This window comes from Variovorax sp. 20P10.2.4, assembly GCF_058244205.1.
Genome location: NZ_JBZAYE010000001.1, coordinates 44,644 through 66,379, shown reverse-complemented (window position 1 = coordinate 66,379; position 21,736 = coordinate 44,644). Strand labels below are relative to the sequence as shown.

The 21,736-nt window shown below is 64.3% G+C and carries 25 protein-coding genes; all 25 read left to right on the top strand.

The window, feature by feature from the left end:
* A partial coding sequence (locus AC27VN_RS00270) for a TSUP family transporter (RefSeq protein ID WP_490875192.1) occupies positions 1 to 357 on the top strand: 357 nt, incomplete at its 5' end.
* 226 nt (positions 358 to 583) lie between these two features.
* The gene (locus AC27VN_RS00265; RefSeq protein WP_490875191.1) at positions 584 to 850 is read left to right on the top strand and encodes a flagellar biosynthetic protein FliQ; all 267 of its coding nucleotides are present in this window, start codon (positions 584 to 586) and stop codon (positions 848 to 850) included.
* A gap of 15 nt (positions 851 to 865) precedes the next feature.
* A complete protein-coding gene (locus tag AC27VN_RS00260; RefSeq protein WP_490875190.1) occupies positions 866 to 1,696 on the top strand; it encodes a flagellar biosynthetic protein FliR in 831 nt (276 codons plus the stop codon).
* Entirely contained in the window at positions 1,696 to 2,793 is a 1,098-nt protein-coding gene (locus tag AC27VN_RS00255; protein ID WP_490875189.1) for an EscU/YscU/HrcU family type III secretion system export apparatus switch protein, read from the top strand. Before AC27VN_RS00260 ends, AC27VN_RS00255 begins: the two co-directional genes overlap by 1 nt.
* Positions 2,790 to 4,877, top strand: coding sequence for a flagellar biosynthesis protein FlhA (flhA, locus tag AC27VN_RS00250; RefSeq protein WP_490875188.1), 2,088 nt, complete (start codon positions 2,790 to 2,792; stop codon positions 4,875 to 4,877). The genes AC27VN_RS00255 and flhA overlap by 4 nt, the downstream gene beginning before the upstream one ends.
* Positions 4,878 to 4,896: 19 nt before the next feature.
* Positions 4,897 to 5,706, top strand: coding sequence for a flagellar hook-basal body protein (locus tag AC27VN_RS00245; protein ID WP_490875187.1), 810 nt, complete (start codon positions 4,897 to 4,899; stop codon positions 5,704 to 5,706).
* 44 nt (positions 5,707 to 5,750) lie between these two features.
* Entirely contained in the window at positions 5,751 to 6,539 is a 789-nt protein-coding gene (gene flgG / locus AC27VN_RS00240; RefSeq protein ID WP_490875186.1) for a flagellar basal-body rod protein FlgG, read from the top strand.
* Positions 6,523 to 7,599, top strand: coding sequence for a flagella basal body P-ring formation protein FlgA (locus AC27VN_RS00235; protein ID WP_490875185.1), 1,077 nt, complete (start codon positions 6,523 to 6,525; stop codon positions 7,597 to 7,599). Before flgG ends, AC27VN_RS00235 begins: the two co-directional genes overlap by 17 nt.
* On the top strand, positions 7,596 to 8,192 hold the full coding sequence (locus AC27VN_RS00230) for a flagellar basal body L-ring protein FlgH (protein WP_490875184.1): 597 nt from the start codon (positions 7,596 to 7,598) through the stop codon (positions 8,190 to 8,192). The genes AC27VN_RS00235 and AC27VN_RS00230 overlap by 4 nt, the downstream gene beginning before the upstream one ends.
* Entirely contained in the window at positions 8,192 to 9,385 is a 1,194-nt protein-coding gene (locus AC27VN_RS00225; protein WP_490875183.1) for a flagellar basal body P-ring protein FlgI, read from the top strand. Before AC27VN_RS00230 ends, AC27VN_RS00225 begins: the two co-directional genes overlap by 1 nt.
* A 66-nt stretch (positions 9,386 to 9,451) precedes the next feature.
* Complete coding sequence (locus tag AC27VN_RS00220; RefSeq protein ID WP_490875182.1) at positions 9,452 to 9,835, top strand: flagellar basal body rod protein FlgB; 384 nt, start codon at positions 9,452 to 9,454, stop codon at positions 9,833 to 9,835.
* An 8-nt stretch (positions 9,836 to 9,843) separates the two neighbouring features.
* Positions 9,844 to 10,320: a flagellar basal body rod protein FlgC gene (flgC, locus tag AC27VN_RS00215; RefSeq protein ID WP_490875181.1), complete on the top strand. Its 477-nt coding sequence runs from the start codon at positions 9,844 to 9,846 to the stop codon at positions 10,318 to 10,320.
* Positions 10,317 to 10,694 carry a flagellar hook-basal body complex protein FliE gene (gene fliE, locus AC27VN_RS00210; protein ID WP_490875180.1) on the top strand — a complete coding sequence of 126 codons (378 nt, stop codon included), beginning with the start codon at positions 10,317 to 10,319 and terminating at the stop codon, positions 10,692 to 10,694. Before flgC ends, fliE begins: the two co-directional genes overlap by 4 nt.
* Entirely contained in the window at positions 10,691 to 12,205 is a 1,515-nt protein-coding gene (gene fliF / locus AC27VN_RS00205; RefSeq protein WP_490875179.1) for a flagellar basal-body MS-ring/collar protein FliF, read from the top strand. The genes fliE and fliF overlap by 4 nt, the downstream gene beginning before the upstream one ends.
* On the top strand, positions 12,202 to 12,867 hold the full coding sequence (locus AC27VN_RS00200; RefSeq protein ID WP_490875178.1) for a hypothetical protein: 666 nt from the start codon (positions 12,202 to 12,204) through the stop codon (positions 12,865 to 12,867). Before fliF ends, AC27VN_RS00200 begins: the two co-directional genes overlap by 4 nt.
* A 266-nt stretch (positions 12,868 to 13,133) precedes the next feature.
* The gene (locus tag AC27VN_RS00195) at positions 13,134 to 13,793 is read left to right on the top strand and encodes a FliH/SctL family protein (RefSeq protein ID WP_490875177.1); all 660 of its coding nucleotides are present in this window, start codon (positions 13,134 to 13,136) and stop codon (positions 13,791 to 13,793) included.
* A gap of 1 nt (position 13,794) precedes the next feature.
* Positions 13,795 to 15,213: a FliI/YscN family ATPase gene (locus tag AC27VN_RS00190; RefSeq protein ID WP_490875176.1), complete on the top strand. Its 1,419-nt coding sequence runs from the start codon at positions 13,795 to 13,797 to the stop codon at positions 15,211 to 15,213.
* A complete protein-coding gene (locus AC27VN_RS00185; protein ID WP_490875175.1) occupies positions 15,210 to 15,734 on the top strand; it encodes a hypothetical protein in 525 nt (174 codons plus the stop codon). Before AC27VN_RS00190 ends, AC27VN_RS00185 begins: the two co-directional genes overlap by 4 nt.
* The gene (locus AC27VN_RS00180; protein ID WP_490875174.1) at positions 15,731 to 16,945 is read left to right on the top strand and encodes a hypothetical protein; all 1,215 of its coding nucleotides are present in this window, start codon (positions 15,731 to 15,733) and stop codon (positions 16,943 to 16,945) included. The genes AC27VN_RS00185 and AC27VN_RS00180 overlap by 4 nt, the downstream gene beginning before the upstream one ends.
* Positions 16,945 to 17,346, top strand: coding sequence for a flagellar hook capping FlgD N-terminal domain-containing protein (locus AC27VN_RS00175; RefSeq protein WP_490875173.1), 402 nt, complete (start codon positions 16,945 to 16,947; stop codon positions 17,344 to 17,346). Before AC27VN_RS00180 ends, AC27VN_RS00175 begins: the two co-directional genes overlap by 1 nt.
* Positions 17,347 to 17,374: 28 nt before the next feature.
* On the top strand, positions 17,375 to 18,556 hold the full coding sequence (locus tag AC27VN_RS00170; protein WP_490875172.1) for a flagellar hook protein FlgE: 1,182 nt from the start codon (positions 17,375 to 17,377) through the stop codon (positions 18,554 to 18,556).
* The gene (locus AC27VN_RS00165; RefSeq protein ID WP_490875171.1) at positions 18,553 to 19,626 is read left to right on the top strand and encodes a FliM/FliN family flagellar motor switch protein; all 1,074 of its coding nucleotides are present in this window, start codon (positions 18,553 to 18,555) and stop codon (positions 19,624 to 19,626) included. Before AC27VN_RS00170 ends, AC27VN_RS00165 begins: the two co-directional genes overlap by 4 nt.
* Complete coding sequence (locus AC27VN_RS00160) at positions 19,623 to 20,054, top strand: FliM/FliN family flagellar motor switch protein (RefSeq protein ID WP_490875170.1); 432 nt, start codon at positions 19,623 to 19,625, stop codon at positions 20,052 to 20,054. Before AC27VN_RS00165 ends, AC27VN_RS00160 begins: the two co-directional genes overlap by 4 nt.
* Before the next feature lie 201 nt (positions 20,055 to 20,255).
* Positions 20,256 to 20,687 (top strand): flagellar biosynthetic protein FliO, encoded by a 432-nt coding sequence (locus AC27VN_RS00155; RefSeq protein WP_490875169.1) that lies wholly within the window; start codon positions 20,256 to 20,258, stop codon positions 20,685 to 20,687.
* Complete coding sequence (gene fliP / locus AC27VN_RS00150) at positions 20,684 to 21,727, top strand: flagellar type III secretion system pore protein FliP (RefSeq protein WP_490875168.1); 1,044 nt, start codon at positions 20,684 to 20,686, stop codon at positions 21,725 to 21,727. Before AC27VN_RS00155 ends, fliP begins: the two co-directional genes overlap by 4 nt.
* Positions 21,728 to 21,736 lie beyond the last annotated feature (9 nt).

Sequence of the window (21,736 nt, the reverse complement as noted above, 5' to 3'; positions counted from 1 at the left end):
CGCGCCTGGCTCGCCGACCTGGGCATCGTGGCGGTCGCGGTCTACGGCGGCTACTTCAACGGCGGCCTCGGCATCCTGCTGCTCGCGGTGCTCGGCGCGCTCGGGCATGCGGACATGGGCCGCATGAACGGCATCAAGAACTTCGTCTCGGCCATCCTCACGCTGATGGCGGTCGCGATCTACGCGGCCAGCGGCGCGATCGTCTGGACCCACGCGCTGTGGATGGCGCTCGGCGCCACGGCCGGCGGCTATGCGGGCGGCACGGCCGCGCGGCGGCTGCGGCCGGAGCTGGTGCGTGGGTTCGTGGTGCTGACGGGGCTTGCGATGACGGGGGCGTTCTTTCTCAATGCGCGCTGAGGCGCGCGCCACTACGGCTCAGTGGTCCGAGCAGGCGCCGCATCAAACCGAGTCTTCGCGCATCACAACAATCGCTAATTTGTATGCAATCAATTTAAGACAAAAGTTTTAGGGGTAAATTTCTTAGAAACAGTGCTAGCGAAAGCGTTAAGATTCGTTGCAAACATTTCGTAAACGCGGCCTTGTCTGACAGACGCGAACGAATTCGTTTCCTCTGGAGTTTTGGGTGCACGCAGATCTGGCCTTGAAGATGATGTCCGACTTGTTCTGGACCGGATTGCTGCTGTGCCTGCCGCTCCTGGGGTTGACCATGCTGGTCGGGATCGCGATCAGCATCATCCAGGTAGTCACCCAAGTTCAGGAAATGTCCCTGACCTTCGTGCCCAAGCTGTTCACCGCAGGCGCGGTGTTGATCGTGGCCGGACCCTGGATGCTCCGCAAGCTGACTCAGTTCACAGTTCAGCTCTGGAGTGGGATTCCCGCGATGTTCTGACGCTTCGCATCTCCCGTGATCCCCCTTCAATTGCAATCCGCTGCGGCGGCGTTGGCCCCTGGCGTGAGCGCCGCATGGCTCATCGGCGTGGGCCTGGTGGCCCTGCGCATCGCCGCCACCTTCGCGATGACGCCGGTGTTCTACGCGTTGCCGCTGCCCGCGAGTGTGCGATCGTTGCTAATCCTCGGACTCGCTATCGCCCTTGCCTGCGGGTTCAATGTGCCAGCTGAGCAATGGGCGGGATGGAGCGAGCTGCTCCTTGCCGCGCTGCGTGAGTTAGCGCTCGGGGTCACCCTCGGCCTGGGCATCCTATTGGCCTTCGGCGCCTTCTCGGTTGCCGGCCAACTCCTTGACGTTCAGTTGGGTTTCGGAATGGCTCAGATCGTCGATCCGGTGACCAACAGACCCATCCCGGTCATGACCTCCGCCTTCAACTACCTGGCCGTGCTGGTGTTCTTCCTTCTCAATGGCCATCACGCGCTGCTGCGAGGCATCGCCTACAGCCTGGACAAGTTCCCGGTGGGTGCGTCCTGGTCGGTGGGGTACGCCGTTGCCCCATTGCTCAAGCAGGCAGCAGGGCTCTTCAGCCTTGGCTTCGCCCTCGTAGCCCCCGTGGTGTTCTGCATCCTGTTGGTCGAGTTCGCACTTGGCGTGATCGGACGCAACCTTCCACAGATGAACATGTTCGCGATGGGCATTCCCGTCAAGATCGTGGTCGGCTTGGTGGCACTGTCATTCTGGTTCACAGGTGTCGGGGCCGTCATGGCTCGGGTGTATTCGGGCATCGCCGTGACGTGGGACGGAATCTTCCAGGCCGCTCCCGCAACGACGCAGGGAGCGCGCTGATGGCCGAGCAGGATCTGGATCGCAACCAGGCGGCGACGCCTTTCAAGCTCAAGCGCGCAAAGGAGCGGGGACAGGCCGCCAAGAGCGTGGATGTGGTGTCCGCGCTGGTCTTCTGCGTGGCGGTCGTCTATCTGACCTGGCGTGGTTTCGGGTCGATCGAGAGCCAGTTCCGATTCGATATGGCTCTCCTGATCCAGGCTGCTCGCATGGACCCCTCGGGGGCTGGACTGTGGTTTCTCGTCGAGCACTCGCTGCGCGCGGCGCTCTCGCTGGCGGCGCCGTTCTTCGCGGCGCTCATGCTTGCGGCCATCATCGGCAACGTGATGCAGACGGGGCCGATCCTCTCCATGGAGCCCGTCAAGATCGATTTCAACCGTATCAATCCGGTGCAAGGGCTCAAGCGAGTCTTCTCTATGCGCGTGCTGTTCGATACCGCGCGCGCCGTGGTCAAGTTGGCGCTGCTTGTCTTCGTGGCCTATGTCGCGTTGAAGGCGCTGACGGGGCAGTTCTATGCACTTGCCTCGTTATCGCCGGTCGGCTACCTGCGCATGCTCGTCGATGACCTGTCAAGCATCGGACTGAAGATGGCGCTGGTTCTCGGCTTGATCGCACTGCTCGATCTCATGTACACGAAGCGCGAGTTCGCCAAGAAGATGCGCATGAGCCAGCGCGAGATGAAGGAAGAGATCAAGCAGCGGGAAGGCGATCCGCGCATCCGGGCGCGCCTGCGTGAACTTCGCCGCGAGACCTTCAAGCGCAGTGTCGCGTTGCGGCAGACCCGCAATGCGGACGTACTGATCACCAACCCGACCCACATCGCTGTCGCGCTCAAGTACGAGCATGGCCGCATGGTCTCCCCGCAGTTGCTCGCCAAGGGGGCGGGCAACATGGCTGCTGCCATGCGTGAGATCGCGGCACGGCATCAGATCCCGGTGGTACAGAATCCGCCGCTCGCTCGTAGGTTGTACAAGGAACTCGCGGTGGACCACATGGTCCCGCCGGAGCTGTACGCGCAAGTCGCTCGCATCATCGTGTGGGTCTTCGCCATGCGCGAGCAGCGCCAGGGGCGCGCCGCTGCCACGGGAGCGCATGCGTGAACGCCCTGGGTCGCGTCATCGGAAAGCACAGTGACATCGCGCTCGTCGTTCTGGTGCTGGGTGTTCTGGTGGTGCTTTTTGCGCCGATCCCCAGTGGCCTCCTGGACTTCCTGATCCTGAGCAACTTCGGGTTCGCTTTCCTGGTCCTGCTGCTGACCTTCTACATGGCGCGGCCGGTCGAGTTCTCGACGTTTCCATCGTTGCTGCTGATCGCGACGCTGTTTCGTCTGTCGCTGAACGTGGCAGCCACGCGCCTGATCCTCTCGGATGGCGATGCCGGTCGGGTCATCGGCGCCATCGGTGCCTTCGTGGTGGGAGGCAACTACGTCATCGGGCTGATCGTCTTCCTGATCCTCATCGTGGTCCAGTACGTGGTGGTCACCAGCGGTGCCCAGCGCGTCTCGGAGGTGGCGGCGCGTTTCACGCTCGACAGCATGCCGGGCCAGCAGATGAGCATCGATGCCGACCTCAACATGGGGTTCATCGACCAGGCCGAAGCCCAACGTCGACGCAAGAACATCGAAAAGGAAGCGGGCTTCTACGGTGCCATGGATGGCGCGAGCAAGTTCGTGAAGGGCGATGCCATCGCCGGCATCATCATCTTGCTGATCAACATCATTGGTGGCTTGGTGATTGGCGTGATGCAGCATGGCCTTCCCTGGGGACAGGCGCTGCAGACCTATACCTTGCTCACGATCGGAGACGGCATCGTCACCCAGGTGCCGGCACTTGTGATCGCGGTGGGTACCGGCATCATCGTCACGCGCTCCTCTTCGGACGTGAACCTCAGCCGCGAAGCGTTGCGGCAGGTGAGTTCCTTTCCCAAGACCCTGATGCTGGTGGCGATGGCGCTGGGAGGACTGATCTTGCTGCCCGGCATTCCCGCGGTGCCTACGCTGGCTCTGGCCGTCTGCTTTCTCTTCGCGTCGATGATGCTCTATCGAAGCGCTCGCCAGAAGGCCGGCGAAGGAGCCTCGACAACTGGCGCGGATGGAGTGAGTGCGTCGGAAGACGGCGATGGCGCCAACGACGCCAAATCCGATGATCCCTATGCCCAACTGCAGGTGGAGCCGATCGAGGTGCATATCGGCAGCAACTGGGTGCCTGTGATCAATCAGCCCGGCAGCGTTTTCATGGAGCGCGTTGCCACATTTCGCAAGCAGCATGCGCAGGAGCTCGGACTGGTCCTGCCGCGCGTGCGCTTCAAGGATTCCGCGCGCCTGTCTGCCGACCGGTACGAGATCCATCTGGACGGCGTGATGGTGGGCAAGGGAGAGGCTCGAGCGGATCGGCTGCTGGCAATCCATCCCTCCGGCGACACCAAGTCCGTGCCGGGTGAGCCGACCCGGGATCCGACCTATGGACTGCCGGCGCTCTGGATCGAGGAAAACCAGCGCGAGGCCGCCACGCAGGCGCGCTACACGCTGGTGGACGCGCCTACGGTGTTCATGACGCACCTCACGGAGATGCTGCGGCGTGAGTCGGCGACGCTTCTCACCCGTGCGGAGGTCGATCGGTTGCTCGCTCGCGTGCGTCAGAACCAGCCCGGCCTCGTCGAGGAACTCATCCCGACGGTCCTGTCCTCCAGCGATGTCCAGAAGGTGCTGCAGAACCTGCTGCGCGAGAAGGTGTCGATTCGCCATGTCGAAGCGATCCTGGAAACGCTGGCAGACGCCGGTCGAACCACGCGCGAATCGGGGCAGCTCACCGAGATCGTGCGGCAGCGCCTCGGTCATGCCATCTGCCAGGGCCTTCTGGGCGAGGCCAATGCCTTGCAGGTGCTGACGCTCGATCCCGCCATCGAGAGCCAGTTCCTGCAAAGCATCCATGCCGCCGCCGATTCAGCGGGCGCGCAGGGCTTCGTGCTCGACCCTCGCATGTCCGAGCAGTTGATGAAGCGCCTGGTTCAGCAGGCCGAGCGAATGATGAAGAGCAATCTGCTCCCGGTGCTGCTATGCGCACCGGAGCTTCGTCGTCACGTGCGTGCGCTGTCGGAGCGGGTGATGCCGCACCTGCGCGTCCTGTCGATGTCCGAGGTCCCCCACACCGTCGAGCTGAAGTCCTTCAGCATCGTGCAACTTTGATCGAGACAAGAGAAATCCGATGAGCGACGTTCTGGCCATCACCCTCAACGGCATGCAGCAGGACATGGCGCGCCTGGAGCGCATCAGCATGAACATGGCGAACGCCACGACCCCCGGCTACAAGCGGGAAGTGGCGAGCAGCCTTCCCGTGGGTGCCGGCGGCTTTGCCGGCGCGATGCGCGGTGCGGATGCGGCACGGCGCGCCGGGGGGGCTGGCGCAACGGCCACACCGGGCTCCATCCCAGGAGCGCTGGCAGTGGCCGGCTCCTTGATGGTCCAGACCGACGACCATGCGGGGACGCTCAAGACCACGGGCCAGAGCCTCGACGTGGCACTCACGGCGCCGGGCTTCTTCGAAGTCTCTACCGATGCCGGCCCAGCGTACACGCGGCTTGGGAGCTGGCAGCTCGACGCACGCGGCCGGCTGGTGACGGCACAAGGCCAGCCGGTGATGGGCGTGGGCGGCGAGATCGTGCTGAGTCGTCCAAACCCGGTGATCGATGCCACCGGCCAGGTCTTCGAGAGCAAGCCGGGTGGTGGCTTGGAGACCACCCCCGTTGGCCAGTTGAAGGTCGTGCGCTTCGAAGGAGCGGTCCATCTCGAGCACCTGGGTAGCGGTCTGCTGCGAACGGATGCGGTACCGGTACAGGTCGCCGATACCGATGTACAGCTGCGGCAAGGGTTTGTCGAGAACTCCAACGTCAACTCGATGCAGGAAATGACCCAACTCATTCAGTCGATGCGGCATTTCGAGTCGATGCAGCGCGTGGCGCTCGGCTATGACGAAATGATCGGCGCCGCCGTGCGCAAGCTCGGCGACCTGTCCTGAATTCCGTTCGAACGTTCACCCATTCACCTCAAGGTCCATCTTCCATGTTCGATGCCCTCTACATCAGCGCGACTGGCATGCAGGCGCAGCAGCTCAACGTCGACACCATTGCCAACAACCTGGCCAACGTCAACACGGCCGGTTTCAAGAAGGGCAAGGTTGGCTTTTCGGACCTGATGGTTCGAGAGGCCGGCCGGCTGCAACCCGCGGCGGAAGAGGCAGGCATCCTCGGCGCGGAGAACCGTCTCGGGGCGGGCGTCGGGATCGCTTCGGTGTCCAAGCTGTTCGACATGGGTGACCTGAAGAAGACGGAATCGGCCTGGGACCTGGCGATCCAGGGAGAAGGCTTCCTGGAAGTGACCATGCCCGATGGCTCGAGCGCTTTCACGCGTGGTGGCACCTTCAAGGTCAACAAGGATGGGCTTCTTGCAACATCCGCCGGCTCCCCGCTCAAGGCCAATGTGGCCGTGCCCGACAACGCACAGAGCATGCAGATCGATGCCGACGGTCGCGTTCGTGTCCAGGTCGGGGGGCAGAGCACGCCCGTGGAGGTCGGCCAGCTCGACCTGGTGCGTTTCACGAGCCCGGGTGCACTGCTGCCTCAGGGAGACAACCTTTATCGCTCGAGCACCGGTTCAGGCGACGCGATCGCGGGCAAGGCTGCAGAAGACGGTATGGGCAGCTTCGCTCAGGGTTTCCTGGAAGGCTCCAACGTCAAGCTGAATGAAGAAATGGTCAACCTGATGGTGGCTCAGCGCGTGTACGAAGCCAACGTCAAGGTGATGCAGGCGTCCGACGAGATGCTCGGGATGATCAATGGCCTTCGCAAGTAGTCCGACGACGTGGCGCTGGGGCGCGCCGGGCATCGCCTCGAGCTCAGTCGCCGCGATCTGGGTGGTGACGGTCGGCTGCGCGATCGCCGGCCCCCAGGCCGATCCGATCGTTTCGATCGAGCTGCGCCCCAGGGTTCAGGTGGACCATGTCAACGTGCGGCTTGGCGATATCGCGTATCTGACGAGTCCGGATCTGGCGTCGCTGCGTCGACTCATGGCGCTGCCCATCGGTTCCGCGCCGCGGCCGGGTTCTCCCGTGGCTGTCGATCGCGACACGATCGTGCGCTGGGTGGAGCTCCGCAGTGGCGCACAGGCCAACGCCGACGGGTTGCCTTTCGTTCAATGGGGTGGCGCCAGCGAAACCGTGATCGAGAGTGCGGCGCAGGATCTGGCTGGAGAGGCAGTGGTCGCCGCCGCGCAGGCGTCGTTGCTGAACTGGCTCAAGCAGCGCAGCGTTCGTGCGCAGGTCCAGGCCGTTTCCACGGCGCGAGACTTGGTGCTGCCGGCGGGGCAGCCGGTCCTGCGCGTGCGTCCCATCGCGGACCAGGCGCAGCCCTCGCGTCGCATGCTGGTCTGGGTCGACGCCTGGGTGGACGACCGTTTCATCCGGAGCACTGCGGTTGCGTTCGAGGTCAATGCCTGGGCGCAGGCCACCGTGGCTACCGCTCCCATGGCGGGAGGTGCGCAAGTCGATGGCGTCGTGCTGAGGGGCGCGACCGAGACACGTGAGGTGGACCTCACGGCCGTTCAGGGAGGACGGGCCGTCCGCATCGAGGGTGCAGAGTCTGCAGCCGAATCTACCGTGAGCGCACAACGGCTGCGCAAGCAACTCAAGGCGGGTGAGGTGCTGACCGACGCCCATCTTCAGGCCGCACCCTCGGTCACGCGAGGCAACTGGGCGCAACTGCTGGCGCGCAGCGGCGACGTATCGGTCGAAAGCCGTGTCGAGGTGCTCCAGGACGGTCGTGCAGGTCAGTTCGTCCGGGTGAAGGTGCCCGGCTCCAACGGTGAGGTGCTAGCGCGCGTCACAGGACCAGGCCGGGTGGAGGTCCAGCCATGAGGATCGGATCCCGACAGGCACTGCGGGTGGCGATGGTTTGCACCGCCATGGCGTGCGTGCACCTGCCTGCTGTGGCGGAAAGCCTTTATCAGGAAGGCACTTTCCGGCCGCTCACGGCCGACAACAAGGCCTTTCGCGTTGGCGATTCGCTCACTATCCAGGTTTTCGAGAACTCCTCGGCGAGCACCAGCGCCAATACCGGCACGCGCCGCGCGAACGACATCGCCGGCTCCGTGACCCAGACAGGCAACCGTGTCGTGGGCACGTTGGGTATCGGCGTCAGCGGTGAATTCGATGGCGGTGGGCGCACGCAACGCACCAACAAGCTGCTCGCTACCTTGACTGTCACTGTGAAAGACGTGCTGCCCAACGGAGAGCTGCGCGTCGCGGGCGAACAGCTTCTCACGGTCAACGATGAGCTGCAGAAGGTGAACCTGGAAGGGCGTGTGCGTCCCCAGGACATCTCCGATGGCAACGTCGTGCTCTCGACGCGCCTGGCGGACGCGCGCATCACTTACGTGGGCGAGGGGGATGTCTCCGACCGGGCACGTCGCAGCGCGTGGCGAAAAATTCTCGACTGGCTGGGGTTGTGATGCGTCGATTCGTCCTGAGGGCATTTGCCCATTTCCCCCCTCGCCAGGCGATCTCTGGCGTCGTGACCACGATGTGCACCTGCCTGGTGCTGGCCAGCTTCACGCTGGCCGCCGGCGTCCCGGCATACGCGGCGACGGCTTCGGACGCCGTGCGTGTCAAGGATCTCGGCAAGCTCAAGGGCTGGCGAGACAACGCGCTGGTCGGCACGGGCATCGTCACGGGTCTGGCGGGCACGGGTGACTCGCCATCCAACCGCACGACGCGCCAGTCTCTAGCCAACGTGCTGTCGCAGTTCAACCTGACCATTCCCCCGGAGGCGGTGCAAAGCCGCAACGTGGCCGTGGTGATGGTCAGCGCCTCCTTGCCCACCTTTGCGCGCGAGGGCGACACCCTGGATGTGACGGTGAGTTCGGCCGGTGATGCGCGCAGCCTCGTTGGCGGGACCCTGCTGGTCACCGCGCTCAAGGGCGCGAACGGCCGCGTCTATGCGCTCGCGCAAGGCGCGCTTTCGGTGGGGGGCTATCGCTATGACGCGAACGGCAACGTGGTTCAGAAGAATCATCCGACGGCTGGCTCCGTCCCGAACGGCGCGACGGTCGAGGTGGGCGTCAACGCCAACATGGTCGACGAGCGCCAGAACGTGACCTTCGTTCTCTCGGAGCCTGACTACACGACGGCAAGTCGCGTGGCTGATGCGATCAACCAGCAACTCGGTGGCGGCTTGGCAAAGGCGCGGGACGCCACGGGAATCGAGATTGCGGTGCCTCCGGTCCAGCGCGACCAACTCGTGAGCTTGTTTACCCGCATCGAGAACGTCACTGTGGAGCCAGACCGGCGCGCCAAGGTCGTGATCAACGAACGCACCGGGACTGTGGTGTCCGGAGGCGACGTACGAATCTCCCGTGTTGCGATCTCGCATGGCGACATCAAGATCGCGATCTCCAGCCAGAACACAGCCTCCCAGCCCTACAACGTGATCGGAGGCGGGCCCGATATTCGCACGGCGATCGTGACCAACACGCGCGTCGATGTGGAGGAAGCCAATGGAACCGGCTTCGTCAGCGGCAGCAACACCGTATCGGACCTGGTTCAGTCGCTGGCTCGCCTGAAGACCAGCACCCGTGACGTGATCTCGATCCTGCGGGCAGTCAAGGCCGCCGGTGCCTTGCACGGCGAGCTGGTTGTCCAGTAGCCGCCGCTTGCCGCCCAACACCCCATCGAAGACTTTCATGAATTTTCTCGGTATGTGGAGACAAGAATGACTGACGGAATCGAAGCAGTGACCCGATCGGCGCTCGCGCTCGCGCTCGATGCGGCCAGCATGCGCCAGCAGGCGATCGCGACCAACATCGCCAACGCGAACGTCGTGGGCTACGTACCGCAGCGTGTGAGCTTTGAATCTCAGATGGTCGAGGTCCAGCGCAGCATGGAGCAGTCGGGTCGCATCGACGCATTCGCACTTGCGCAAGTTCGCCCGCGCATCGAACCGGCCGTGGACGAAACGGGTGCTGCGGGGCAGGTGCAACTCGATGTGGAGGCCGTCGATATGGCCCGCAATGCTGTCCATTACCAGGCGCTCGTCAAGGGTCTGTCGCGGCATTTTTCGATTCTTTCAATGGCTGCCGGCGACGGCAGGAAGTGAGTACAGCCATGGACTACAGCCAATCTTTCGCCATCAGTGCCGTGGGCATGAACATCGAGCGCACACGCGTGGATGTGGCGGCGTTGAACCTTGCCAATGCCAACACGGTGCAGGGGGTGGGAGGTGTCAGCTATCAGCCGCTTCGCGTCATTGCCCAGGCGGGCGGATCCGGGCCGGTGGGCTCTGGTGGAGGCGTTGCAGCTGCGTTCGGCGCGCTTGTTGCCCAGGGTCTGGATGCCGACACGAGCGGGGCATCGGCACCTACGGTGCAGGTCGTGCCGACCAATGCGCCTGCGCGCCTGGTCTACGAGCCGACCCACCCGCTGGCCAACGACAAGGGATACGTGGCCTACGCGGCGGTGGATAGCGCGACGGAGATGGTCAGCATGATGAGCGCCACGCGTGCCTACGAGGCCAATGTGTCGGCCATGAACACGACGCGCACGCTCGCGTTGCGCGCTCTGGACATCGGGAGCAACGCATGAGCACGTTCTTGCCCGTCGAAGCCCTGTCGGCGCTTTCTCCGCAGGCGCAGTCCATGGTCGTCGGCGCCCAGGCGTTGCCTGCCGTACAGGCAGGTGGTGCTGCTGGCGCGGTCGATGCGTCGAGCGCCCAGGACATTGCCAGCGTGTCGGCGCCAGGTTCCTTTGGCCGCATGGTGTCCGACGGCATCACGCAGATCAACAGCAAGTTGGTCGAAGGCGAGATCGGGCTGCAGAAACTGGCTGTCGGTGACGCGCAGAACCTGCACCAGCTCATGATCAACCTCGAGGAAAGCCGCCTGTCGTTTCAGGTCATGATGCAGGTCAGAAGCCGGCTGCTTGAGGCGTATCAAGACATCATGAAGATGCCGATATGAACTTCTGGCAAGGTTTGACGCACCGCGCTCGCGCGGGGTTGATCGGTGGTGTCCTGATCATCGTCATCGCGGTCGGCGTGGCCGCGTGGTGGGTGTTCCATACGGAGTACCAGGTTCTCTTTTCGGATCTCAAGCCGCAGGATGCGCAGGCGATGACGACCGAGCTCGAACGGTTGAAGATCCCGTACCGTCTCGGCGACAGCGGCACCGCGATCCTCGTCGACAAGGCGACGGTCCATGCCACGCGCATCAAGCTGATGGGCAAGGAACTGCCGCTGCAGGGCGCGGTGGGGTTGGAGTTGTTCAACAACACGGATTTCGGGATGACCGAGTTCGCGCAGAAGATCAACTATCAGCGTGCACTGCAGGGCGAGCTCACCCGCACCATCCAATCGCTGTCCGAGGTGCGCGAGGTCCGTGTGCTGCTTGCGCTGCCGGAGCAGGGGCTCTTCAAGCAGGCGACCTCCAAGGCCAAGGCCTCGGTCACGCTCACGATGCGCCAGGGCCAAGCTTTGCGGCCGGAGCAGATCACAGGCGTGCAGCGTCTGGTTGCAGCGGCGGTACCTGGCATGGCGACGCAGGACGTCACGATCGTCGATGGCCACGGAGTGGCACTCACCAGGGCCGAGGCTGGCAACGGCGAGTTCGACTTGAACAGTGCCCGGCTCGACCTCAAGCGCGACACGGAGGCCTATCTTTCCCGCAAGGTGGCTGCCGTGCTGGACCGCAGCTTTGGCGCGGGACAGGCGCTCGCCAGCGTCGACGTCACTCTCAACATGGATCAGATCCGTACGACGACGGAGGATGTGCTGCCTGCCGCTTCGCGCTCCGGCCTTCAGTCCACGGGCGTGATCGTGCGCGAACGCGAGATGCTGCGGGACAACGCGGGCAACGACAGCCGGATGGTCGACATGGGCGGCCCCCGCGCTGGCAGTGCGCAGCGTGATGTCGAGTACGCGGTGGGACGCCGGGTCGAGCAGGTCGTGAGCCAACCGGGCTCGATTCGCCGTGTCCAGGTCGTTGCCGTGGTGCGCAAGGCGCTCGATGCCGTCCAGGAAGAGCAACTGCGCAAGGTGATCGCCGCAGCGGTAGGGGCTTCGCTCGAGCGAGGCGACACGGTGGTCGTCCAGTCACTGGCGAACCCAGCCACGACCTCGTCCAGCGTGCCCATGACATCGGCATTGGACGCAGGTGCAAAGGGAGGGTCGGGATCCGTGCCGGTGGCGATCGATGAGGAGATCGTCGCTGCGCCTGCAACCGTTGTCGCGACGGATGCCGGCGATATGGGATGGCTGCGCTGGATCGTGGGCGGTGCACTGCTGGCGGGGGGAGGCCTGTGGCTGTGGCGTGCGAGAGCGCGTGATCAACGGGGTACCGGACGTGCGGCTCACGGTGCGGCGATGACCGATGCCGAGCGCGCCGTGGCGCTGCGCCGAGTGCGCGAATGGTTGAACGAGTCGGACGCGATGCCGGCCGGTGGAGCGGTCAATGCCCGCGGAGGCCGCGGATGATGTCGCTCGTTGGAGGCTCGGTCATCGGTTCGCCCGAACAAACAGGCGGCCCCGAGCGCAGTCGTCGCCCGGGTGCGGCCGTATCCGAGTCGGGTGGCGCACGCCATGCGGCATTGCTGCTGCATGCCATGGATGCGGAAGATCGCACGTGGGTGCTGAACGCCCTGTCCGACGGCGAGCGGGCGTCGATGCACCGTTTGCTGGCGGAGCTCGAAGCGTTGGGCATCCAGCGCGACGCGACGCTCATTGCGCAGGCCACCACTGGCATCGATTTCGATACACCCTCAGAGCCGAACGACGAGGCCAGGCTTATGGCGCTCGACGTGGTGGGTATTCAGCGGGCGATCGATTGCCTGCGCGCGGAGCCGGTCGGACTGATCGCCCAATGGCTGCGTATGGCGCCATGGCCATGGAAGCCGCAGTTGATCCAAGCGCTGGAGCCGGTACAGCGCAGGCGCCTCGAAGAGGCTCTGTCCACGCCGCCAACCGTCAGGGAATCTGTGCCGCCGGCGATGCGCGCGGCCCTCATCGCCGAGGTGGCGCGATACGTACGGTCGGCTCCCGCGAGGGGCGACCGTATCCGCTCGCCCTGGCAGCAGATCCGGCACTCGGTCGGCAGCCTTTGGGCTCAGCGTTCGGTGCGCCGGAGTACACAGCGATGACGTCGCCGTTTCCTCGCGAAAGAGCCCTCCATCACGTGACTGAGGCGCTCGGGCCTGCCGCTCGGGTGCTGCGAGATGTTGTCTTTCAGGGGCAGATTTCGCCTGGGCGGCCTCCTCGCGCGGCCGTGGAGGTGTCCGTCCCGAAGGACGAGGCTGCCCTGAGGTTGGCGGCCGCGCGTGCTCCTGCGGGTGGAGTCGCATCGCCCTCGCGAACACCGCTGCTGACCACCCCGCCAGCGTCCGCTGCAGCCTCCACCCGTGCAACCGTGACCCAGACTGCCGACCCCTCGGCAGAGGACGTCGGCTATCGCCGTGGGTACGACGCGGGCCTGGCCAAAGGTCTGGCCGAAGGCCGTGCAAGAGCCGCCGAGGAAGCGAGCCAGGCAAGCGAGGTGGTAAACCGCCAGGCGCAGCAGGAGCTTGCCGAGCGTTCGGAGAAGATGGGCCGCGAGCTGACACAGCAGGCGCAGGCCGCGTATCAGGCCCGTGCCAAGGTGTTGACGCAGCTCCTGGAGGCATTGCCTCAGCGTATCGAGGAGCGGCTCGCGGCCGTCGAAGACGACATGCTGGCGCTGTCGTTCGAGGCAGTGTGTCGAATCCTTGGGGAACATGCCGCAACGCCCGAAGGTTTGCGTTCCCAACTGCTGCAGTCTGTGCGCGCGCTGCGTGGAAGACGCTTGGTAGCGGTACATCTGCATCCCGACGATCTCGCTGCCGTGCAGCGCGAGTCCGCGCATGCGCAAGTCCTTGCCAACGAGGAAATTCAGTGGATCGCGGATCCCGAGATTCTTCTGGGCGGTTGCATCGTTCGCTCGCCCGAGGGCGGTCTCGACGCCCGGCTGGAAGTACAACTCCAGTCGTTGCGAGGCCTGCTGCTGGATTCGCGGTCTTCGGAAAGACCCGCTGCCGCGGAGGGTGGAGTTTGATATGAATGCATTGGCCACGAGCCGCCAGGCATTGCGCGCCGCTGTCTTGTCGCGGCGCATTGGCTGGGTGCGGGAGATGCAGGGTCTGGCGATCGATGCCTCGGGTCCCGACGCCGCTGTGGGTGAGTTGTGTCGAATCGTGGTTCGGTCTGCTGGTGGCACGGATCGCGCAGCCGGACGGAGTGCCGATGCCGGCGGTGTCCTGGCCGAAGTGGTCGGTCTCAAGCCGGGCCGCGTCACGCTGATGCCCTACGGGTCCATCGAAGGCATTGCCGCCGGCTGCGAGGTTCATGCCCTGGGAGCGGATTCGCAGATCGGTGTTGGTCCCGCTTTGCTCGGGCGCGTGATCGATGGCTTTGGTGAGCCGCTCGACGGCAAACCCAGGCCGGCGGCGATTTCGCGTCGCTCGCTCAAGGCCAAACCTATCAATCCGATGCAGCGCCCGCCAATCGATCGCGTGCTGGAGACCGGCATTCGAAGCATCGACGGGTTGCTCACGCTCGGGCTGGGCCAGCGTGTAGGCATCTTCGCGGGCAGTGGCGTCGGCAAGAGCACATTGCTTGGGTTGCTGGCCCGTCATGTCAAGCCGCAAGGCACCGTGGGCGGAGTCGCACAGCCAAGCGGGATCAACGTGATCGCACTGATTGGTGAGCGTGGGCGGGAAGTGCGCGAGTTCATCGAGAAGCAACTTGGCCCGGAAGGACTGGCCCGTTCGGTGGTCATCGTGGCCACCTCAGACCAGCCCGCGCTTGCGCGGTTGCGCGCGGCGTACGCGGCACTGTCGATTGCCGAGCACTTTCGCGACGAGGGCCGCCATGTGCTGCTGACCATGGATTCGATCACGCGTTTCGCGATGGCGCGCCGCGAGGTTGGCCTATCGGCCGGCGAGCCACCAACGGCTCGTGGTTACACGCCTTCGGTGTTCGCCGAGCTTCCGGAACTGTGCGAGCGGTGCGGCATGGCGCCCGGCGGTGGGTCGATCACGGCGTTGCTGACAGTGCTGGTCGAGGGTGACGATTTCAACGAACCCGTTTCGGACGCCCTGCGCGCCATCCTGGACGGCCACATCGTTTTGACGCGTCAACTGGCCCATCGTGGCCACTATCCGGCGATCGACGTGCTCAAGAGCGTCAGCCGGTTGATGCCGGAGTTGGCCAGTAAGGAGGAGCGCTCGCTTGCGGTGCTGGCCGTGCAGAAGCTCGCCCTGTTGGAGCGCAACCGCCAGATGATCGACATCGGCGCCTACGAACGAGGCTCGAACGCCGAACTCGATCGCGCATTGGATATCGAGCCGGCGTTGCAGGATTGGCTTCGTCAGAGCCAGGGTGGCGTGGACCGCGCGCAGGCCATCCAGGCGCTGAGCACCGCGCTGGCTTCGAATCCGGGTGCGGTGCAGCGTGCTGCCGGAGGCAACGCATGATGGCCTCATCCAGCGTGGAGAAAGCGGGCGTGTCGCGCGATATCGATGCACGAGGCTTCGTTTACGCGCTCGAACCGGTACGGCAACGCCAGGAGTGGCGCCTCGACAAAGCGATGGCTGCACTGGCTCAAGCGCAAAAGAGGCTTGCCGAAACCGAGGCGAAGATGACAAAGCTGATGGCGTCACACGATGAGCAAGCGCAGCGACTGAGCCAAGCGCTGGTCCAGCGCCTCGATCCGGCCGTGCACCGCCGCAGTCTGGCTTATCTGACCGATCTACGTGGACAGTGGCACCAGGCCGACGTGCTGGGGAAGGAGCAACGCGCGGAATGTGACGCGTTGCGAGCGCTGTGCCTGCAGGAACAGGTGCGTCTCGAGGGCCTTACCCAGCACAAGGAAGACGCGCTCTTGCAGTACGGCGACGAGGCGCGTCAGCGCAGCCTCACCGAGCAGGATCGTGACTGGCTGGCGCGTCTGCCGGCCAACGCCGATCGCTCCGATTTTCAGGAGGACCGTCAATGAGCACGACCGATCCCACCGGAGCCTCGCCCAATCTGGCGGGCCTTCTCAAGCGGCCGGTCTTTCCGGATGATGCCCGGTTCGGCGACAACTCCGAGCGTCGTCTTGCCTGGGCCCGTGAAATGGAGCGTGCGCAACTGGACAGCTGGTTCAAGCCGATGCTGGCCGCACCCAGGAACAACGAGCCTGAAGTCTCCAGGACAGCGAGCGCAGGGCCGATGCGTGGTGTTCACACGTCCTTTGCGTTGTCACAGCCGTCGCGGCGGTTCGTGACGGCCGAGGATGCACCGTCTTCGAAGCAAACGTCCCACGAAATCTACGATCAGTCTCTTTCGGAACGAGAGCGGCTCGGTCAAGAAGCTGGAGAGGGCGAAGCTCTCCCGCAATCGTTGTCTGCGAAGCACGATGTCCGGAGCGCGCTCCGGACGGATGCCTCGTCACATTCACGGTCGGCATCGCAGGCCCTCTCCGCGGAGACGCCCAGTGCTTCCGCGAGCGAACTTGTCGAGCACCCCGGTGTGTTGCCCGCGCAGAAGTTCGTGCAAGGTGAGCATTTCGCCGGTCACGCGCTCGATGAACCCGGGTCTTCCGGCATGTCTAGCCTTGCGACCGTTGCATCCAGCGCGCAAGCCATCGCCACCACGCAGGTCCCGTCGATGCCTGTGTCCGTTGCGACATCGGAAGGGCTGGATGCATCGCCTGTGGGGATGCTGGATGCACCAGGGAGGGCACTTCCTGCGCAGGTCGAGATTTCTTTTTCGCTTGCGGCTGTACAGGCGCCCGCGCTTGCCAGCCCAGAGGTCGATATCGCTTCGACGCGAGCGGGCTTTGACTTCGCACTTACAGCGGATCCGACGGGTGAGGCGCCAGTTGGTGCACAGACCTCAACGCAAGCCCGAGGTGTGGACGTCCACCCCGCCTCACAGAACCGAAGCCCAAGTCCGGTCCGCTTGCATGAGGAGAGCACGCCGAAAGGGCAGGCCGTGTGGATTGCCATGCGAGCGGACGACGCCACGCTTGCCGCGATGCTCCCCCAATGGGTCGACGATCTGCAACGTGCGATGCGATCCCGCGGCGAGCGGCTGCACCAGGTCGTGTGCAACGGTCAGATTGTCTGGCGTGACGGCAAGTCGACGCCTGTGCGGGCAGCGATGGGTGCGAATGCTCCCTCGTACCCATTCATGTTCGATTCGATCAAATCCAAGGAGGCGTGATGGCCATCGATGCAGTGAGCGGTTCCGGTACAGCCAACCTTCAGGCGAACAGCCTGGGGATGGAGGACTTCCTCAAGATCCTTCTGACGCAGCTGACCTATCAAGATCCCATGAAGCCCGTGGACAACCAGCAGTTCATGGCACAGATGGCCCAGTTCACGAGCCTGGAGCAGACGCAGCAGCTCAACACCAAGATCGAGACGCTGATCACCAATCAGGCCGCGCTGCAGTCTGTGGGGCTGATCGGCAAGACCGTGGACGTGATCAGCGCCTCCGGCACGGTCACCGGCACTGTCAGCGCGTTGTCGCTGTCGGGCGATGCGCCGCTTCTGACGGTCCAGACCGCCGCTGGCGCCACGCTGAACAACGTGTCCCTCAGTCAACTCGCCGCGGTCCGCTGATCGCAACTTCATTCCAAAGGAAAAACCCATGCTTGAATCGATCTATGTTGGCATGACAGGCCTGTTGGGCTACTCGAAAGGCTTGCGCGTGATTGCCAACAACACAGCCAACCTCAATACCCCGGGCTTCAAGAGTTCGAGCCTGCAGTTCGCCGATATGTTCTACAGCGGCAGCGGTGCGAGCGGCAGCGCCAATCAGGGTGAGCACGTGGGTTTCGGCCTGAATACGGCCGGTACGACCTTGTCGTTCAAACAGGGCGAGTTGCGCCAGACCGGCAACGACCTGGACATGGCCATCGATGGACAAGGGCTCTTCGTGCTCAAGGACGAGCAAGGAAAGATCACCTACACGCGCGCCGGTCAGTTCAAGTTCGACACGGATGGCACGCTGGTGAATCGGATCAACGGCGAGAAGGTCATGTCGATGGACGACAGCGGTAGTCTGGCCTCGATCTCTTTGAACGGCAAGATGATCAACCTAGGCAAACCCACGACACGCGTGGATTTTTCCGGCAACTTGTCTAACACGGTCACCGAGCAGACAACGGCTGGAATCAACGTCATCGACGCCGGTGGTGCCAGTCACGCACTGTCGGTCAAGTTCTCCGTCAAGAGTTCTGACGCGACCGGCACGACGATGAAGGTGGAGTTGCTCGATGGCAGTGCCGTCGTCAACACCAGCGAGATGGTGTTCGTCAACGGCAAGCCGACGGCCGCCACCGCGACTATCCAGGCCACCTACACCCCGACCGGCCAGCCTCCCATGGCCCTCACGCTGGATTTCAGTTCCGACGTCGTGTTGTTCGCCGGCCAAACCAGCCTCAAGGTTGACTCTCAGGATGGCGTCGGACCTGGCTCGCTCAGCGGCGCTGCCTTCGACACCACCGGGACCTTGGTGATGACCTACTCGAATGGGCAGACCGTCAAGGGAGCCCGATTGGCGCTTGCACGCTTCGACTCGTTGGACGCCGTGGGTTCGGTTGGCGACAACCAGTTCGAAGCACTGGACCAGAACGCCTGGCACTACGGCTCGGCAAGCGACGGTGCCTTCGGCAAGGTCCAATCCGGGCGCGTGGAAATCTCCAACGTGGACTTGTCCCAGGAGTTCAGCGACCTTGTCATCATGCAGCGTGGTTACCAAGCCAGTTCGCAGGTCATCTCGACGGCCAACGACATGCTGCAGGAACTGTTCTCGATGAAGAGCAGATGATTGCCTTGACGATTCAGGAGCGGCACCAAGGTGCGCCGAAGAGCGCGCTGCTGGATGCGGATGCATCGATGCGCTACGCGCGGACGCTGCGCAGCTGGTCGCAAGCACACAGAGCCGACCTGAGCTCGCGCTTCGCGGCGCTGGTCGATGCGTGGAGCCAGGAATGGCTTCCTGTGCGTACCGATGTCGTCGCAACGCGCGTGGATGTGCTGGAGCCCGATGGCACCTGGGGTCTGGAGTGCGCGGAGATCGCGCGCTGGGCGTTCGATCCGGCGCGCCGTGCGGGCGGTGCCCGACCCAGTCTCTCCGGGCTGCAAGGCGCCTCGGCGACGCAAACTGACCCGGCTTTGCCAGCAATTCGCGCGCTGGGGGAACGCATGTTTGCCACGGATGACGGTTCGGCGGGCCTGTCGAGCGCTTCGAGTCAGCTCAAGGCCGGTTTCACCGATCCAGGCAGTACCGGGTTGGCGGGGACCTTGGCGCGCGCGGCCTGGTCCGACTGGATGAATCGCCTCGGCATGTTTCTGGAGGATTGGCCGCTTCAAGCGCGCACCGTCCTCGACACGGCCGTTGCACTACCTTGGTCCGGTGCTCTGCTCATTCGTGCAGCCTGGTGCGGCGGGGAATGGACGCTTGCCTTGCCTTGGGAAACTGCGAAGCGCGTGCTTGGCGACGATTCGAAACATCCTGCCGGCGCGAGCTCGACCACCGTGGAAAGCCGCCAGCCCAAGGCGCGGCTCGACAACGTGCTGTCCGATCATCGCGTGACGTTGCGTGTGATGCTCGAAGGAGTCCAACTCGATCTCGGGCAGATCCAGGGGCTGCGCGCAGGCGATGTCATCCCGCTCGAGCATCGTCTCGATGCGGCCGCCCGGATCTTTGGCACAGACGGCGAGCATGTCTGCGACGCCTGGTTGGGGCAGAGCGAAGGCCACCTGGCCGTGGAGCTCGCCGCAATGCCCTTGCCCAGTGCTTCCAGTCCAGCGGTGCCACCGCGACAAGCAGTGCCATCGGTCTCGTTCGGGCGCCCCCAGAACAACACTCCAACATCGAAGGGAAACTTCAAATGACGACTGCTGTAGAAGGGATCGCGGCAGACACTCGCGTGAGTGCCGCGGATACCAGAACCCGTTTGGGACAGAGCCAAGCGGCTCATCCGACCGCCCAGATCATCGCCTTGCCGGATCTGCATCCGAACCCGGACGGTGACGACGTGCAGCCTTCCACTGGCGGTCCCGTGCTCAAGGGCTGGAATCCGCTCCATCAGATCAAGGCCAGGCTCCAGGTCGTGGTGGGCGAGGCCAGCATCTCCGTGGGCGAGCTGCTCGGTGCCAAGGAGCATCAGGTCTTGCGGCTGGACCGCGAGGTCGATCAGGCGGTAGACCTCACCATCGAGGGCAAGGTCGTCGCGCGCGGTCAACTGGTTGCCGTGGATGGACATTTCGCGGTTCGCATCACCGAGCTGCCTGTGGCACTAGACCTGACTGCCGGGAACTGAGGGATGACCGAACGGGCATCGTGGTCGACCGCGGTCGAGAGAGCCTGCGCGCGCGGCGCCTCTTGGCGGCGATTCGCTGCCGCAGGAATGTGGGTGGCCGCCGTTTGCCTTGCGGTACCCAGCTGGGCGCAAGGTGAACGAGTCGACACCGATCCAGCAGGACGATCTGCCGAGGGAGGTGCTCAGCAGCAGCCACACGTTGTGGGCACGCCCCTGCCTTCGAGCATTCCGGTGCGACGGGACAGCGCAGCCAGCGAGGATCCGGACTTTGGTGGCCGCTGGTGGGCATTGTTACTGCCTCTGGGCGGTTTGCTGTTCTACGGTGTCGTGATGGGGCGCCGCAGGCGCAGCGCCAAATGGTCGAGCGATGGGCCGGGCGCTCCAGGCAATGCGACCGTCTCCTGGCTGCGCTTCGGTGGGTGGATCGACAAGGTGTCTTCGAACGAGATCCAGCGTGTCGCGAGCACCCGGCTGTCACCCCGGCACAGCCTCCACGTCGTGGTCTGGGACGGCAAGCGGCTGTTGCTGGGCTGCACGGACCAATCGATCCAGGTGCTGTCGCAGGCCTCGGCATCAGAGCATGCTCCGTTCTCGGCCGCAGGAGAGAGCACGCAGGGGGAGAGCAGGCAATGACGACCTGTCGCCAATCCCGCTCGCTGGCATGGTTCGTCCTGCAGATGCTGATGTTCATCGTCTTCGTCGGCGCGTCCGTTTCCAGTGCGAGGGCCCAGGAGGTCGTTGGCACCGAGCCCGTCGCAGCGGAGTCGCAGAGCACGACCTCGCCTCGTGATTCCGCCTCGTCGAATGCGCCGGCCCCACCGGAGCCCGGTGGCGACGTCCATGCGCGGTCGGTGTCCTCGGCACAAGCGCCTCCGCCCTCCGTGCCGCCTGCGCAAGGCCCGTCGGTATCGGGTTCCGGGGAAAGTTCGTCGAGTGTCGCGAAAGCGCCGTCGGTGAGCGTGGGCGCCGTGCGCTCTGGTGCGACTCAGGCTGCGCGCGGTCCCGCGTCCGGTGGCTTGGCGTCGGCCGCGGCTACGCCCGCGACCGAAACTGCGCAGGCGTTGCGCGTCGTGCTCGGCCTGACGGTTCTGGCGATCCTGCCGGCACTGCTGGTCTGCCTGACCAGCTTCCTGCGCATCATCGTGGTCTTGTCGATGCTTCGGCACGCCATCGGGATGAACGAGACGCCCCCCAACACGGTGCTGATCGGGCTGGCGCTCTTTCTTACCCTGTTCACCATGTCGCCCGTGCTGCAGAAGGTCAATCACGATGCCTTCGAGCCCTTCATGGCAGGAAAGCTTTCGATGGAAGACGGCTATGGCAAGGGCGTGGCGCCGCTGCGCGAGTTCATGGTGCGGCAAACTCGCGAAGCAGACCTTGCGCTCATGGTGGAACTCTCGAAAGCACCGACGCCGAAATCGATGGACGACATCAGCAACGTGCAACTCATCCCGTCGTTCATGCTGTCGGAACTGCGCGCGGCCTTTCAGATCGGCTTCGTGATCTTCCTGCCGTTCCTGTTGATCGATCTGATCGTCTCGAGCGTGCTCATGGCCCTCGGCATGATGATGATGCCGCCGACGACGATCGCATTGCCTCTGAAGATTCTGATGTTCATCCTGGTCGACGGCTGGAGTCTGGTGCTCAAGGCGCTGGTCGGCAGTTTTCACTGATTCGCCATC